Source organism: Aeromonas sp. PS2Canimalfood6 (assembly GCF_048276795.1).
In the GTDB taxonomy this organism is placed as follows: Bacteria; Pseudomonadota; Gammaproteobacteria; order Enterobacterales; family Aeromonadaceae; genus Aeromonas; species Aeromonas caviae.
This window is the reverse complement of sequence record NZ_JBLUXC010000005.1, coordinates 66,349-82,180: the sequence shown is the minus strand read 5'-3', so window position 1 is coordinate 82,180 and position 15,832 is coordinate 66,349. Positions and strand designations below refer to the sequence as shown.

Annotated in this window: 11 protein-coding genes; 2 read left to right on the top strand and 9 right to left on the bottom strand. The window is 62.6% G+C overall.

Annotation, left to right across the window (positions count from 1 at the left end):
* Window positions 1-20 precede the first annotated feature (20 nt).
* The gene (locus tag ACNPAA_RS03850; RefSeq protein WP_223930462.1) at window positions 21-1,994 is read right to left on the bottom strand and encodes a methyl-accepting chemotaxis protein; all 1,974 of its coding nucleotides are present in this window, start codon (window positions 1,992-1,994) and stop codon (window positions 21-23) included.
* A gap of 145 nt (window positions 1,995-2,139) precedes the next feature.
* Here ACNPAA_RS03850 and rnt point away from each other — a divergent pair, with 145 nt between their 5' ends.
* Entirely contained in the window at window positions 2,140-2,802 is a 663-nt protein-coding gene (gene rnt / locus ACNPAA_RS03845) for a ribonuclease T (protein ID WP_010675098.1), read from the top strand.
* Window positions 2,803-3,028: 226 nt separating this feature from the next.
* Window positions 3,029-4,351 (top strand): Na+/H+ antiporter family protein, encoded by a 1,323-nt coding sequence (locus ACNPAA_RS03840; RefSeq protein WP_039038758.1) that lies wholly within the window; start codon window positions 3,029-3,031, stop codon window positions 4,349-4,351.
* A gap of 63 nt (window positions 4,352-4,414) precedes the next feature.
* Here ACNPAA_RS03840 and ACNPAA_RS03835 read toward each other — a convergent pair whose 3' ends face one another.
* From ACNPAA_RS03835 to ACNPAA_RS03800, 8 genes are all read right to left on the bottom strand, one after another.
* On the bottom strand, window positions 4,415-5,608 hold the full coding sequence (locus tag ACNPAA_RS03835; protein ID WP_171865226.1) for an MFS transporter: 1,194 nt from the start codon (window positions 5,606-5,608) through the stop codon (window positions 4,415-4,417).
* A gap of 104 nt (window positions 5,609-5,712) precedes the next feature.
* Entirely contained in the window at window positions 5,713-6,618 is a 906-nt protein-coding gene (locus ACNPAA_RS03830; RefSeq protein WP_042882841.1) for a LysR family transcriptional regulator, read from the bottom strand.
* 208 nt (window positions 6,619-6,826) lie between these two features.
* On the bottom strand, window positions 6,827-8,743 hold the full coding sequence (locus tag ACNPAA_RS03825; RefSeq protein WP_171865224.1) for a putative bifunctional diguanylate cyclase/phosphodiesterase: 1,917 nt from the start codon (window positions 8,741-8,743) through the stop codon (window positions 6,827-6,829).
* 1 nt (window position 8,744) lies between these two features.
* Window positions 8,745-9,227, bottom strand: a complete 483-nt coding sequence (locus ACNPAA_RS03820; RefSeq protein WP_104453053.1) for a molybdopterin-binding oxidoreductase — start codon at window positions 9,225-9,227, stop codon at window positions 8,745-8,747.
* A gap of 330 nt (window positions 9,228-9,557) precedes the next feature.
* Window positions 9,558-11,453, bottom strand: a complete 1,896-nt coding sequence (locus tag ACNPAA_RS03815; RefSeq protein WP_016351112.1) for a DEAD/DEAH box helicase — start codon at window positions 11,451-11,453, stop codon at window positions 9,558-9,560.
* 180 nt (window positions 11,454-11,633) lie between these two features.
* A complete protein-coding gene (locus tag ACNPAA_RS03810; RefSeq protein WP_104453054.1) occupies window positions 11,634-12,095 on the bottom strand; it encodes a hotdog fold thioesterase in 462 nt (153 codons plus the stop codon).
* 126 nt (window positions 12,096-12,221) lie between these two features.
* Window positions 12,222-12,710 carry a hypothetical protein gene (locus ACNPAA_RS03805; protein WP_017408064.1) on the bottom strand — a complete coding sequence of 163 codons (489 nt, stop codon included), beginning with the start codon at window positions 12,708-12,710 and terminating at the stop codon, window positions 12,222-12,224.
* Window positions 12,710-15,769: an FAD-binding and (Fe-S)-binding domain-containing protein gene (locus ACNPAA_RS03800; RefSeq protein WP_171865222.1), complete on the bottom strand. Its 3,060-nt coding sequence runs from the start codon at window positions 15,767-15,769 to the stop codon at window positions 12,710-12,712. The genes ACNPAA_RS03805 and ACNPAA_RS03800 overlap by 1 nt, the downstream gene beginning before the upstream one ends.
* Between the last annotated feature and the right edge of the window lie 63 nt (window positions 15,770-15,832).

The following is a 15,832-nucleotide window of genomic DNA, read 5'->3' as shown; positions in this document are numbered from 1 at the left end:
CAAGCTTTAGGTCAAAACGCTCAGTGGGGGGAAGAAGGGGCCATCAGCTTGAAGCTGGCGATGCGTCCCGCCAGATCCCGGGCCAGGGCATCCAGTTCGGCACTGTGTTGTTGCAGGGTATGGGAGTGCTGGCGATGGGCCTCATACACGTCACGGATGGTCATCACGTTTTGCTGGATGTCGTCGGTCACGTAACGCTGCTCCTCGGTGGCGGTGGCCACCTGGGCCGTCATGTCGCTCACCTTGCGCACCTCGTTGACGATGTCGGTCAGCTCGCTCCCCGCCCGTTTGGCCTCCGTCACGCTCAGACCCGCCTGTTCGGTCCCCGTGTGCATGGCAGCCACCGCCTCGTTGGCCCCCTGGCGCAAGCGGCCCAGCATCCGCTCTATGTCATCCGCCGCCTGCTGGGTACGGGAGGCAAGTGCTCTCACCTCGTCGGCCACCACTGCAAAGCCGCGCCCGGATTCACCGGCACGGGCCGCCTCGATGGCGGCATTGAGGGCCAGCAGGTTGGTTCTGTCCGAGATCTGCTTGATGAGGTTGAGCGCTTCGCCCACCGACTCGGTATCCCGATGCAGGCTGTCCACCAGTTGCTGGGTATCACTCAGGGTACCCGCGACCTGCTGGATAGTGTGGATGGTCTGATCCACCTCCTTGTCACCCTGCTTCGCCCGGCCGATGGCCTGCTGAGTCGCCTGGGAGGTCTGGGTGGCGTTGCGGGCAATCTCCGCCACAGTCGATGCCATCTCGGTGGCGGCAGTCGCCACCAGATCCACCTGCCCGCATCCCCTGACTACGCCGGCATTCACCTCGGCAATGACCTCGGCCGAGCTGGCGGCGCTGCGTATCAGCACGTCACAGGAGTGGCGCACAGCCAGCAGCAAACTCTCCAGGTGCCCGAGGAAATGGTTCAGATCCCGCGCCAGGGCCCCCAGCTCATCCCCGGATCGCCAGTCGACCCGCACGGTCAGGTCGTTCTCCTGCACCAGGCGCTTGAAGGTCTGGTGCAGGGCCATGAAGCCCAGATGCAGATCCCGCACTACCCGCCAGCAGACGAAGGTGGTCAGGACGATGCACAGCAACACGCCAGCCGCCCCCCACCAGAAGTCACTGGCACTCCCGACCCGCATCTGTTCAACCCGCTCGAAGAGCTGCTGATAGAGGCTGTCTTCTATCTCCTTGAGCAGGCCTATCTTGTCGGTACTCAAGGCAAACCAGGCCTCGGCATCCACCCCGAAGCCGCCGCTGGCCGCCTTGTCGAGCGCCAGCTTCTCCATGGCGGCTACCTTGCTCACCACTGGCGAGGCCAGGCTGTCGGCCAGCAACTGGCGCTGGGCGGGACTCGCCACCGCCTGGAAACGTTCGAGATAGGTATTCTGGGCCGCCAGCAGGGAGATGAACTGCTGCAACAGCGCTGGCGTGAAGCTGTCACGGCCAAAGACGTTGCTGAGCGTCGCCCGCTCCAGCCCCGCACGCTCCTTGCTCTGCAGGAAGGCGGCGTAGGCATTGGTCTGCAGGGCGATGGTGGCATCCATGCTGTCGACGCTTATCTTGTCCACCACCGCCAGCAAGGCGGTCACGAGGCGGGTATAGAAGCCGACCTGTTCCGCCACCTCGACCCCCAGGGCGCTGACCCGCTCACGCATGGCAGTGAGTCCGGCCACTCCCTGCTGCACCTCGGTCAGCGCCAGCAAGGCAGGATCCTGATGAAAACGCTGCAACAGGCTGTCCACCACCTTGCGCTGGGCAGGCAGCGCATCGCGAAACTTGTTGCCGCCAGAGCCGAGGAAGCCGGCCGACATGCCGCGCTCCCGTTGCAGCTCATGGGCCAGCTGCGCCGCCTCCTTCACCACCGCCAGCGCGACCAGGGCGCCGCTCATCTCCTGTTCGACCCGATAACGTTCATAGACGTACCGGCCGGAGAAAAACAGCAGGGCCAACAGCGGCAGACAGACCACCAACATCATCTTGTGTGCCAATCCCAGCTTCTTCATCGTCCTCTCCCTCCATGGTTGACGTCGCCCATTATAAGCACAGGTGTTTCAAAATGGCCCTCTTGCCGTCCCATGGCGGCAGATAAGGGACAAGGGCACGCTTTTTTGCCATAATGCCGCCTCCTTTCACGCCGACCGAGATACCATGACCGACGCCGTTCACACCCTCAAGGGCCGTTTTCGCGGCTTTTACCCCGTCGTCATCGATGTTGAAACCGCCGGATTCAATGCCAAGACCGATGCCCTGCTGGAAATAGCCGCCCACACCCTCAAGATGGATGAGCAGGGCTGGCTCGTCCCTGACCAGATCTTCCATTTTCATGTCCAGCCCTTTGAGGGCGCCAATCTGGAGAAAGCGGCGCTGGAGTTCACCGGCATCGACCCCTTCAACCCGCTGCGGGGCGCGGTGGACGAGAAGGAAGCACTCACCGAGATCTTCAAGGGGGTGCGCAAGGGCATGAAGGAGCAGGATTGTGGTCGCGCCATCATAGTGGCCCACAACGCCACCTTCGACCACGGCTTCGTGATGGCCGCCGCCGAGCGGGCCGGCCTCAAGCGCAATCCGTTCCACCCCTTCGCCACCTTCGACACCGCCGCCCTCTCGGGTCTTGCCCTGGGGCAGACGGTGCTGGCCAAGGCCTGTCAGAGCGCCAATATCCCCTTTGACAACAAAGAGGCCCACTCGGCCCTCTACGACACCGAGCGCACCACAGAGCTCTTCTGCCACATCGTCAATCGCTGGAAGAGCCTGGGAGGCTGGCCTCTGGCCAACCCGGATGAAACGACGGACACCGAAGACGAGGGCTGAACACTCCCAGCCCCTGCCCAGACAGGCTGCCCATGGCAGCCTGTCTGCATGAGGGGACCTGTCTGGGCAAGGAATAAGGGCCATTTTCCCGGTTCCCGTTCACCGCCAGCAGAAGATGCGTCCCTTGGCCGGGATCTGCCGATTTTTTTCTCGACATTTAGCCTGTTTTTCGCAAACTAGCTGGCTTTCACACGACTGACAGCAACACAATCCATAAGGAAATCAAATGAATCCTGTTGTTATCGCGGTGGCGCTGATGCTGGTGCTCAGCCTGCTGCGGATCAATGTGGTGGTCTCCCTCGCCATCGGTGCCATCGTGGGTGGCCTGCTCGGCGGACTCTCCCTCGAGCAGACCCTCAGCACCTTCACCGGCGGCCTGGGCGGCGGTGCAGAAATCGCCCTCTCCTACGCCATGCTGGGGGCGTTCGCGGTAGCCATCTCCCGCTCCGGCATCACCGATCTGCTGGCCCGCAAGGTCATCAACCAGCTCGGCAAGGATGCCAGCAGCACCCGCATTCTCTGGGTCAAGAGCCTGCTGCTCACCTCGGTGCTCGCGGTCTCCATCTCCTCCCAGAACCTGATCCCGGTGCACATCGCCTTCATTCCCATCCTAATCCCGCCGCTGCTGCATGTCATGGCCCAGATGCAGATCGACCGCCGTCAGGTGGCCTGCGTCATCACCTTCGGCCTGACCGCTACCTACATGCTGCTGCCGGTGGGCTTTGGCGGCATCTTCCTGAACAACATCCTGGCCAAGAATCTCGTCGACAACGGCGTACCGGTGGAATTCAGCCAGTTGCCCCTGGCGATGGCCATCCCGGTATTCGGCATGTTCCTCGGCCTGCTCATCGCCGTCTTCTTCAGCTACCGCAAGCCGCGTCAGTATGATCTGGAGAAGATCCTGGCCGCCGAACCCGAGACGGTCGAGCTCAATCTCAACCACATCTGGGTCGCCCTGCTGGCCATCGCCGTGGCACTCGGTCTGCAACTGATGACCAACAGCATCGTGCTGGGGGCGCTCGCAGGCTTCATCATCTTCACCTGCGGCGGCGTCATCAAATTCCGCGAGAGCCAGGATGCCTTCACCCAGGGTGTGCGCATGATGTCCCTCATCGGCTTTATCATGATCTCGGCCGCAGGCTTCGCCGCCGTCATGAAGGAGACCCACGGGGTGGAGAGTCTGGTGCAGTCCGTCTCCAGCATGATGGCAGGTCACAAAGGACTGGCGGCCTTCCTGATGCTGCTGGTGGGCCTGCTCATCACCATGGGGATCGGCTCCTCCTTCTCCACCGTGCCCATCATCGCCACCATCTATGTGCCCCTGTGCATCCACCTCGGCTTCTCGCCCATGGCGACCATCGCCCTGGTGGGCACCGCGGGCGCGCTGGGGGACGCGGGTTCCCCCGCCTCCGACTCGACGCTCGGCCCCACATCGGGCCTCAATGCCGACGGTCAGCACGACCACATCTGGGACAGCGTGGTGCCAACCTTCATCCACTACAACATCCCCCTGGTGATCTTCGGCTGGATTGCCGCCATGGTGCTCTGAGACCATCCCGAGCAGACAGACAAAAGGCGACCCCGAGGTCGCCTTTCTTGTCTTGCACATGCCTCAGATGGCCGGTTGCAGCCCCCGCCTGCTGGCCAGGGCGCAGAGACAGGCCACCAGGGCCAACCCCATGCCGGCTGCTCCCACCCCGATCCAGTGTCCCTGTTGCCAGACCAGCATCCCCAGGCTGGAGCCGAGGGTTCCCCCCAGGAACATGCCGGTCATGAAGAGGGTATTGATGCGCCCCCTGGCCTCAGGTCTCAGACCATAGATGCGCTGCTGATGGGCGATGAGTGCGCTCTGCACTCCGAGATCCAGCAAGATGACCCCGCACGCCAGCCCGGCCAGAGAGAGCCACAGCTCGAAGCAGATCCAGGCAAGCACCACCAACACGGCACCGGCCAATACCACTGGTCTGGCCCCCAACCGATCCGCCATCCGGCCTGCCAAAGGAGCCGCCACCACCCCAGCCACCCCGATGACGCCGAACAGACCCGCCATGTCGGCCCCCAACCCATAGGCAGGTTCGGCCAGGTAGAACGCCAGCACGGTCCAGAAGGCGCTGAAGGAGGCAAACAGCAAGGCCTGGGTCAGGGTCGCGCGGCGTAGGGCTGGCTCCTCGCGCCACAGACCGACCAGAGAGTGAAGCAGACGGCCATAACCGAGGGGAGAGCGCGGCAATCCGGACGGTATCATCCTGGCCATCAGCAGGGCCCCCGACAGGGCCAGGGGAATGGCCAGCCAGAACATGGCGCGCCAACTGCCATAGGCGGTGACCAGGCCGGCGACGGTGCGGCTGAGCAGTATCCCGGCCAGCAGGCCGCTCATCACGCTGCCGACCACGGCACCACGGCGGGCAGGATCTGCCAGGGTCGCCGCCACCGGAACTATCTGCTGGGCCGCCGTGGCCCCGATGCCGAGCAGGACGGAGGCCAGCATCAAGGTGGTGGCACTCGTGGCCGTGGCCGCCAGCAGGGAAGCCAGCGCGATCAATGCAAACTGCCCCGGAATGAGCCAGCGGCGCTCGACCACATCGCCAAGCGGCACCAGCAAAAGCAGACCCATGGCATAGCCGAGCTGGGTCAGCATGGCGATCAATGGCATGCCCGAGTGCCCGGGAAAGTCCTGCGCCATCACCGCCAGCATGGGCTGGTTGTAGTAGATGTTGGCAACTGCCAGGCCGCATGACAGGGCCATGGCGAAGAGCAGGGAGGGGCCGGGGGTTGCGGCCCCTCCGGCAGAAGGCGATGTACTCATGATCTTCTCCTCGTGTTAGAAGGGCTCCCGCCAGGATACGGGCCCCATGCGCACAGCCTACCCGGGGAGCGTCGCCACCAGTAGAGCGGTGGGGACCATAACAGTTATTCCGCTGGCGTATGCCCCACGCCGGGCAGGCCGGTCACGAATGCCAGAAAGGCGCTCGCCTTGGCACCAGGCTGGCGACCTGCCGGGAGCAGGGTCCAGAGCTCCTGCATGGGCAGTTGCCACTCCGGCAGCACCGCCACCACCTCGCCGCGGGCAAGCTCGGGGGCAAACATCCACTCCGAGGCGATACCGAGCCCCAGTCCTGCCAGCACGGCGGCGCGCATGCCTTCGGCCGCCGAGACCGTCAGCCTGCCTTCTCCGGAAACCACCTTCTCTTCGACGCCGCGGCGAAATCGCCACTGTTGCCCCACTCCGGGCCGTGGACTGTAAAGCACCAGATCATGCTGTTGCAGAGCCTGAGGGGTCTCAGGCTCTCCTTTGGCGGCCAGATAGGCCGGCGTCGCCAACACCCGCATGTCGCTTCGGGCGAGACAGCGGGCGACCAGCGACGAGTCGGCCTGTTTGCCGATCCGCAGAGCCACCTCGATGCCCGCCGAAATGAGATCCACATTGCCGTCATCCAGCAGGATCTCCAGATCCAGTCCCGGGTGAGCCGCCAGAAAACCGGCAAGATGGGGAATGATATGCAGGCGGGCGAAGGTGACGGGAGCGCTCACCCGCAGGCGTCCGCTCAGGCCCGCCCGGCATTGCTGCACCATGGCATCGGCCTCGTTGACCTGGGCCAGGATCTCTCTCGCCCGCAGATAGTAGGCCTCTCCGGCCTCGGTAGGCGCCAGCCCCCGGGTCGAGCGCAGCAACAGGCGGCTGCCAAGGTGCGCCTCAAGCTGGGCAATCAATCTGGAAACCGTGGGTTGCCCCATCCCCAGTCGGCGGGCCACCGCCGAAAACGAGCCGGTCTCCACCGCCAGCACGAACACCTCCATCACTCCCAAGCGATCCATCTATGGCTCCTCTGCCCTGTGGCACTGTTCGTGGCACAAGGTAGCACCGGGCCTGCCCTCTCGCACCCTCGTTCTGGCAGGAGGCACAAGAAAACCGCGTAATGGGCGGTCCTGCCATGGGAGAAAGGTGTCGGGATGAAATATCAACCAGGAACAATCGAACAGAGGGACTCGAAGACAAGGCTACAGGAGCTCGATTGCCCCAAGGCTACCCCAGTGCCACTTCCTGAATGGCGGCGCTGTGGGCGAAATAGCGGTGACAGAACTGCATGAACTCCGGCAGCGGCAAGGGACGCGAGTAGAAATAACCCTGGATCTCATCCACCCCTATGGTGAGCACCGCCTTGAGCTCATCGCTGTTTTCCACCCCTTCTGCCACGACACGCACCCCCAACTGATGAGAGAGGGTGGTGATGGTCTCGACGAAGAGCGCCTGCCGGGTGTCACTGTCGATCGCGGTGATAAAGGATCTGTCTATCTTGAGCTTGTCGAAATAGAGTTCACGCAGGTAAGAGAGCGAGGACCAGCCGGTCCCGAAGTCATCGAGGGCCACCCGCACCCCAATCTGGCGCAGGGAGTGAATGATCTGCTTGCTGAGGGCGATGTCATCGAGGGCGATGGTTTCGGTCAGCTCCACTATTAACTGGTGCAATCCCAACGGACCATCACCCATCTTCTCTTCAATCTCCCTGGCCAACCCCATGTTGAACATGGAGTTGGAGAGGTTGATGGAGATCTCGAGCGGTGCTAGCACCTCCTTCGGGAAGCCGGACAGATCGAGCTGCATGCGCCGGATGATCCAGCCCCCGAGCGCCTCGCCCAACCCGTTCTCTTCTGCCAGCGAGATGATGTCGAGGGGGGCAATAAAGCCATATTCAGGATGATGCCAGCGGATCAGCGCCTCGGCCCCCAGCCTCACCACAATCTGGCCGCGCACGATGGGCTGATAGTAAAGGGCCAGTTGCGGGCATTGCGGGCAGTGGATAAGCTCCCGCAGCTCGGTCGACAGCCGGCGTTTGCGCTGATAGTGCTGATACATGCTGCTGGAGAAGAGCACATTGCGATTCAGCCGTTTGCGCTTGGCGCTGTCGAGGGCGATATCGGCAAACAGCAGCATCTCTTCCGGTGAATGATCCGGTTTCACGTACTGGCTGGTGCCCATGAAGACCCGGACCCGGTGCGCCGGATCGGCAGCAAACACCAGATCCGCCAGCTCGCTGCGCAGTTGCTCCAGAAACGGGAAGCGCAGATAGGTGGGCATGGTGCCGGTGATGATGAGGGTGAACTCGTCACTGCCGGTTCGGGCAACGAAGATCCCCTGGCCAGAGGCGGCCTTGATCCGCGCCGCAAGCCGTTTGAGCAAGGCGTCCCCCACTTCGTAACCCAGACTGTCATTGACCTCCCTGAAATGCCCCAGATCCATGAGGCAGACGGTGATGCTGCTGCGCCGACCGGGATGGCTGGTCCACTGCTGGAGGTGCTTGATGAGCGCCGCCCGGTTGGGGAGACGGGTGAGAGGGTCGTTCCACGCCAGAAAATGCTGGCGACGCACTTCGCGAAACAGCACCATCAACATCACCATGGTCGCCAACATCAGAAAACCCAGGATGAAGAAGTTCTGGGTTTTCGACTCGTTGAGCAGCTCGCGCTGGGCGATGGCAGAGGGCCCGGTGAAGTTTTTCACCATCACGTCCCGCACCCCGCGCATCTCGTCATCGAGCGCGGCCGTGAACATCTTGAGTGCGGGGGAATCCGGCTCCCCATGCACCACATCCTGCTCATAATGTTCGAAGAGAGCGAGGATCTTGCCGACCGCCTTGTCCGCACCGAATCGGGCCCTGACCGACTTTGCCTCCTCCCCGTGCAGGAAGACATCGAGCCGGTTCCAGGCAATGTCAAAGCGCTTGTTCATCTCCTCCCGGCTGGCGGCACCGGCACGATAGAGCTGCAAGCCCTCCTCGAAGGCGTGGATCTCCAGCTCGAGCTGGGCCAGTGCCCAAGCGGAGAGCTGGGTGTAGCGCGTCACCGCATTGAACGCGCGGTCATAGTTCCAGACCGACCAGAGGGTCACCCCCAAAAAGGTGGTCACCATCAGGATCAGGCTCAAGAACTTGCCGCACAGCATCTTATTTGCTCTCCAGCGCCGCCAGCTGCCACACCATCCGGCTGTGATAGAGCTCCTTGTTGAGTTCGGGATGGTCGGTGAGGGGATAAATGACCCAGAGCGGCCCCTTGTTGCGCAAAGTCAGCGCCTTGCCATCCTGCTTCTCGGCCACCAGCACCGGGTACTTCTCCCCGTCTTCCAGCGGCAGTGCGGCCCAGTATTCATTGACCGCGAGGGCCTTGACCTCCTGGCTCTTGAGACCGTAGATCCTGACCAGGTCCCGCAGCAACACCCCGCGATAGAGGTGCTCCCCCTCGGTCCAGGGCGTCCCTGTCTTAACCTCCGTCTGCGGCAAGGCCTCAAACTCTGCACGGGTCAGCACCACCTCCCCCTTGCCATTGCAGCACCCCGCCCCCGCAATTCTGAAGAAGGGCTCCTCCGCCAACACCATACCCGACACGAGCCATCCAGATATCAGCAACACCTTGCCAAGCCACTTGCCCATCACGCACCTCCCTGTCATACGGTTTATTTATTCATCTCACTCTGCTGACTCATATGCAAACAACAGAATGCACCTTCAGACCAAAGTCGCAGTCGTTTGCAACCAGCAACTATCTCTACGCCTTCCAAAAGTACCCAATCGCTTCCCAAAGAATGACACCAGGCGCCACCCCCAGGCAAATGGATTGCACCATTTTTCTTTCACTGGCTCCTCATAAAACCGGGTGCCCGCCCCGGCCGGAAAAAGGTGACAATCTTTGCTACGCATCTGAAAAACAGACACAAAAAAGGCCGCTCCATGGAGCGGCCTTCTCATCAGTGCAGTCAGGGTTTAGCTGTCGCGGCGCTTGCCACCGAATTTGCGACCCTTGTCGAAACCGCCTTCACGGCGATCCTTGTTGAAGGGACGGTCACCCTGTGGACGGCGATCCTTGTTGAAAGGACGGTCGCCACGGAACGGGCGATCACCGCGGGGCGGACGGGGAGCAGTGTTGCTGCCGGCCGGCACTTCGGTGTAGCGGCTGATCTGCAGCGGACGCTGGCAGACACGGGCCTTCTTGATCACTTCCAGCACTTCGGCGCTCATGCCCTTGGGCAGATCGACGGTGGAGAAGTCATCGGCGATGTCGATGTTGCCGATGAAGCGGCTCTCGATGTTCGCTTCGTTGGCGATGGCACCCACGATCTGGCCCGGCTTGACGCCGTGATGGGCACCCACGTCGACGCGGTAGCGCTCCATCTCCACGTCCGGGTTGTCTTTGAGCGGACGCGGTTCGAGGGACGGCATGCGACGGGCCGGACGATCGCCACGGTCGGCGAAATCACGGCCACCACGGTCATTGAAGTCACGACGCTCGAAACCACCGCGATCGTTGCCGGCGTTGAACACCGGATCCGGAATGGAGTCATCCAGCAGCAGCGGTTGGTCGCCCTGTACCAGCTTGGCCAGTGCGGCAGCCAGCTCCAGCGGATCGGCAGAGTCTTCTTCGATCAGCTCGTTCACCAGGTTCACGTAGATCTCGAGCTCTTCACCCATCATGGTTTCGCGGATGCGCTCCTTGAACTTGGCCAGACGGTGCTGGTTGATGTCCTCGGTGCTCGGCATCTTCATCGGCTCGATGGCCTGACGGGTTGCGTGCTCGATGGCGCGCAGCATGCGACGCTCGCGCGGTGCCACGAACAGGATGGCTTCGCCCTTGCGACCGGCACGGCCGGTACGGCCGATACGGTGAACGTAGGATTCGGTGTCGTAGGGGATGTCGTAGTTCACCACGTGGGTGATGCGCTCAACGTCCAGACCACGGGCAACCACGTCGGTGGCGATCAGGATGTCCAGCTGGCCTTGGCGCAGCTTGTCGACGGTACGTTCACGCAGCTTCTGCGGGATGTCACCGTGCAGCGCTTCACAGGCGTGACCACGGGCAGCCAGCTTGCCGGCCAGCTCTTCGGCGGCGTTCTTGGTACGCACGAACACCAGCAGGGCTTCGTAGGGCTCGACTTCCAGCAGACGGGTCATGGCGTCCAGCTTGTGCAGACCGGTCACCTGCCAGTAACGCTGGCGGATGGTGGTAGCGGTCGCGGTCTTGGAAGCGATCTTGATCTCTTTGGGCTGCTTCAGGTGCTTCTGGGCCACACGGCGGATCTGCTCCGGCATGGTGGCGGAGAACAGGGCAACCTGACGACCGGCCGGGCACTGTTCCATGATCCAGTCCACGTCGTCGATGAAGCCCATGCGCAGCATCTCGTCCGCTTCGTCCAGCACCAGGGCTTTCAGGCCGGAGAGGTCCAGGTTCTTGCGACGGATCAGGTCCATCACGCGGCCCGGGGTACCCACGACAACCTGAGCACCGCGGCGCAGGGCGCGGGTCTGGGTTTCGTAGGAGGCGCCACCGTAGATGGGCAGCACGTGGAAATCAGGCATGTGGTGGGCATAGCGTTGGCACGCTTCAGCCACCTGCAGGGCCAGTTCACGAGTCGGTGCCAGCACCAGGATCTGGGTGTTGCGGTTACCAGCTTCCAGACGAGACAACAGAGGCAAGGCAAAAGCAGCGGTCTTCCCTGTACCGGTTTGCGCCTGCCCCAGCAGATCGTGGCCCGCCATCAGGTGGGGAATTGCTGCGGCCTGGATGGGGGACGGGCGCTCATAGCCCACGTCCTGCAGCGCTTTCAGTACAGGCGCGGCCAGTCCAAGCTCACTAAAAAGGGGCAGTTGTTCGGTATCAGACATAGATTCTTCCAGATTAAGGCAGGCGGCTAACACCGCGGAATAGCAAAAAGGCGGCGATTATAGCGCCACTTTGTTCTGCTGTCTTGAAAAATGTGATAAGCCTCTCAAGACGTTGGCAATTATAGAGGGATCTTGCGACTATGGCTTGCTTATTTTTCACTCATGGTGCGTTATTGCAGATCACGCTTCGCCAGAGTCCTTGTCCCGCTTGTGTTTGAGCACCGCCATGGTCAACCGGCTGGTGCACAATAAACGACCACGTTCATCGCGAATTTCTATCTGCCACACCTGAGTCGTCGCCCCCAGATGCAGTGGCGTGCAGCGCCCCGTCACCACCCCTTCCCGCTTGGCTCTCAGGTGGTTGGCATTGACCTCCAGCCCGACACAATAACTGTCAGACCCGACCGCCATGTTGGCCGCCAAGGAACCCAGCGTCTCCGCCAGCACCACGGAGGCGCCGCCGTGCAACATGCCGAGCGGCTGATGGGTGCGGTGATCCACCGGCATGGTGGCCTCCAGCCAGTCGAGACCAAAGGCGGTATAGACGATGTCGAGGTGGGCCATCAGGGTATTGCGAGAGCTGGCGTTGAGCCCTTCGAGGCTCATGGGCTTGCGCCAGATGGGGCTGCTTTCTTGACTCATGGTGAGCGGACTCCTTGCGTGATCAACGGGTTATCGCTGCGCCGTAGCGGCAAACCAGCAGTGTCGGCGAAAAAGGAGCAAAAAAAAAGATGCCCACGCCGGGGCATCTTGCATCGAGGTTGACTCTCACCAGGGATAGGTCACCCCTGGCCACTCGGCCCATGGCTGATCCCGCCCCGGCAGGCGCGGCGCGGGCCACTGCCATACCTTGCCGAGCCAGGCGCGCAGTTCGGCCTCCAGTTCGGCATCGGTGAGCGGCGCCTCGGCCACCTTCCAGAAGAAGAGCTCCACCGCCACCTCCGGCAACACCGAGGGATAGAGGTAAACCCCGCCCCAGAACTCGGGCTCCCGCGCCGGGCTCCAGAGGCCATAGGCAAAGGAGCGTTTGGCCAGAAACTCGGAGTGCTGCCACTCCAGATCGGCCTCGTGCTGGCTCAGGCTGAAATTGGCGGAGGGCCACACATCGTCCGGGCGAAACAGCTGATGAAGCTGCTCGCGCTCGCGCAGCATGGCGACGAACTCCACCACCGCCTGGGTCGGATTGACCGGCAGCAGCAGGAAGTGCGGGTGCCGATAGGCTTGCGGCACCCGAAACCGCTTGGGCAGGGTCAGCATCAGAGCAGTTCCAGCAGGGCCTGCAGCGGGTGCTTGAGTTTCTCCCCCTCCATCCGCTTCACCTGGCTGCGGCAAGAGTAACCGGTGGCCAGACAGCGAGCTTGCGGCAGGCGAGCCAAGGGCTCGGCCCAGCTCAGGCCATAGATGCCCTTGGAGTTCTCCACCTGTTTGGCGTCGTGACCATAGGTACCCGCCATGCCGCAGCAGCCCACCGACACCGGTTGCAGGGTGGCACCGAAGCGGCGGAACAGGGTGCTCCAGTCACCGTGGGTCGACGGCTTGGCGGTCTTCTCGGTGCAGTGGGCGAACAGATACCAGGGCTCGGCGCCGGCGTCCGCTTCTCGCACAGGCAGCGCCTCGGCCGGCAAGGAGAGCAGCCACTCCTGGGGCAGCAGCACCTGGAAGTCGCCACGGGCGGGGCCGAGCGCCTTCACGTATTCGTCCCGATAGCAGAGCACCAGGGAGGGATCGACCCCCACCATGGGGATGCCGAGCGCCGCCACCTTGTTGAGGAACTGGGCGCTGCTGGCCGCGGTACGGGCAAAGGCGCGCAGGAAACCCTTCACGTGCTGGGGCTTGCCGTTGGGCTTGAACGGCAGCAGATAGGGCTGCAGGCCGAGCTTGCTGGCGAGCTTCACTAGGTCACGCACCACGGGGGCATCGTAATAGCTGGTGAAGGGATCCTGCACGATGAGCACCACTTTTTGACGCTGCTCGGGGCTCATGGCCTCCAGCCCCGGCAGGTCAAAATAGCGGGCGCGATGGTCACGCAGCTCCTCGGCCAGGGTCGGCACGCTCAATAGCGGCACGTCCACCATGCCGATGCTCTTCTCGGTCGCCTTCTGGGCCCACTCCTTCTCGAGGAAGAAGTTGACCAGTTTCGGCGCCTTGGCCAGCAAGGGGGCATAGCTTTCCACCGTGCCGACGAAGTAATCCTTGGGTCCACGCAGATAGCGGCTGTGATAGAGCTGCATGAAGCGAGCGCGGAAGGTGGGCACATCCACCTTGATGGGGCACTGGCTAGTGCAGGCTTTACACGCCAGGCACCCCTCCATCGCCTCCATCACCTCGTGGGAGAAGTCATACTCGCCGCGGGCGCGGGCCACCGTGTTGCGAAACTTGTCGACAATCTGCTTGAAGCGCAGACCACCGCTTTGCAGCGCCACCTCCTCACTCAGCGGATCGAAGCCCTGCTGTGCCAGCTGGCGCAGCCATTCGCGCATCAGGCCGGCCCGCCCCTTGGGAGAGTGACGGCGGTCGCGGCTGATCTTGACCGAGGGACACATGGGGGAGTCGGTCTCGAAGGTGAAACACAGACCGTTGCCGTTGCAATCCAGCGCCCGGGTATAGCTCTCGCGCACGGCAATCGGGATCTGGCGGTCGAACTTGCCGCGCTTGGGCCCGTCCACCGAGACAAGCGAAGCGCCGCTGCCATAAGGCATGCAGATCTTGCCCGGGTTGATGCGATTGGCCGGGTCGAACGCCCCTTTGACCCGTTGCAGCTCCTCCCACAGCTCGCCGAAAAAGGCGGGGCTGTATTCGGAGCGGAAGCCCTTGCCGTGCTCCCCCCACATCAGGCCGCCGTATTTGGCGGTGAGCGCCACCACCTGATCGGAGATGCGCCGCAGCAGCACCTCCTGCTCGGGATCGCACAAGTCCAGCGCCGGGCGCACGTGCAGCACCCCGGCATCGACGTGGCCGAACATGCCGTAATCAAGGCCGTGAGCGTCCAGCAGGGTACGAAACTCCATGATGAAGTCCGCCAGGGATTCCGGCGGCACGGCGGTGTCTTCGGTGAAGGCCACCGGCTTCTTGCGCCCCTCGGCGTTGCCGAGCAGCCCCACCGACTTCTTGCGCATGCCATAGATGGTCTCGATGCTCGGCAGGTGGTCGCACACCTGATAGCCAATGACCCCGGCCTCACCACGCGCCAGCAGACCGTCGATGCGCCGGCACAGCTCCGCCACCTTGGCCTTGTGCTCATTCTCGTCGGTGTCGGCAAACTCGACGATGTTGAGCCCCTGCAGATCCTTGCCCGGCACATCCTGGATGAGATCCTTTACCGAGTGCCAGATGATGTCGGCGCGGGCCAGTCCCAGCACCCGGGAGTCCACCGTTTCCACCGACAGGGCGTGGGCCTGTACCATAAAGGGGGCGTTTCTGAGCGCGGAGGGGAAGCTGTCGTACTTGACGTTGACGAGCGTGCGATAGCGCGGGATGGGGGTGATGTTGAGCCTGGCTTCGGTGATAAAACCCAAGGAACCTTCCGAACCGCACAGCACCCGGCTGACGTCCAGGGTGTCGCTCTCGGGCTGATAGAGGTGCTTGAGATCGTAACCGGTCAGAAAGCGGTTGAGCTTGGGGAAGGTGGCTTCGATGTCGGCGCGCCGCTCGCGGCCGATGCGATAGAGGGTGCGATAGATCTCCCCTTCACGGGTCTCGAGGGCCAGCTTGTCCGCCAGACGCTGACCGGTCACCGGCTCGGTGGCCATGAGATCGCCGTTTTCCAGCACGGCCTTGAGGCCGAGCACATGATCCGAGGTCTTGCCGTACACCAAGGAGCCCTGCCCCGAGGCATCGGTGTTGACCATGCCCCCTAAGGTGGCCCGGTTGGAAGTGGAGAGATCCGGCGAGAAGAAGTAGCCGTGGGGCTTCAAAAAGGCGTTGAGCTGGTCTTTGACCACTCCGGCCTGGGCCCGCACCCAACCCTCTTCCAGATTAATTTCCATGATCTGGTTCATATGGCGCGAGAGATCGACGATAATGCCGCCGCCCAAGGATTGGCCATTGGTGCCGGTACCGCCGCCGCGAGGGAAGAAACTCAAGGTCGCGTACTCAGGCCCCTGGGCCAGCTTGAGCATCACCGCTATGTCATCCGCGCTGCGCGGATAGAGAACCGCCTGAGGTACGACCTGATAGACGCTGTTATCCGTCGCCATCGCCAACCGGCTTGCATAAGACTTTTCGATATCACCACGAAATGCTGATCGCGCCAGCAACTCAAGAAACTGCAGGGTTGTAGGTGACAAACTGTCCTGGTAATCGAGTCTCGGGATCATGAATCCTTGTTCCCATCCTTTGCTTGATGCCGGCATTCCGGCGACAACGACCGTTCGGACCTG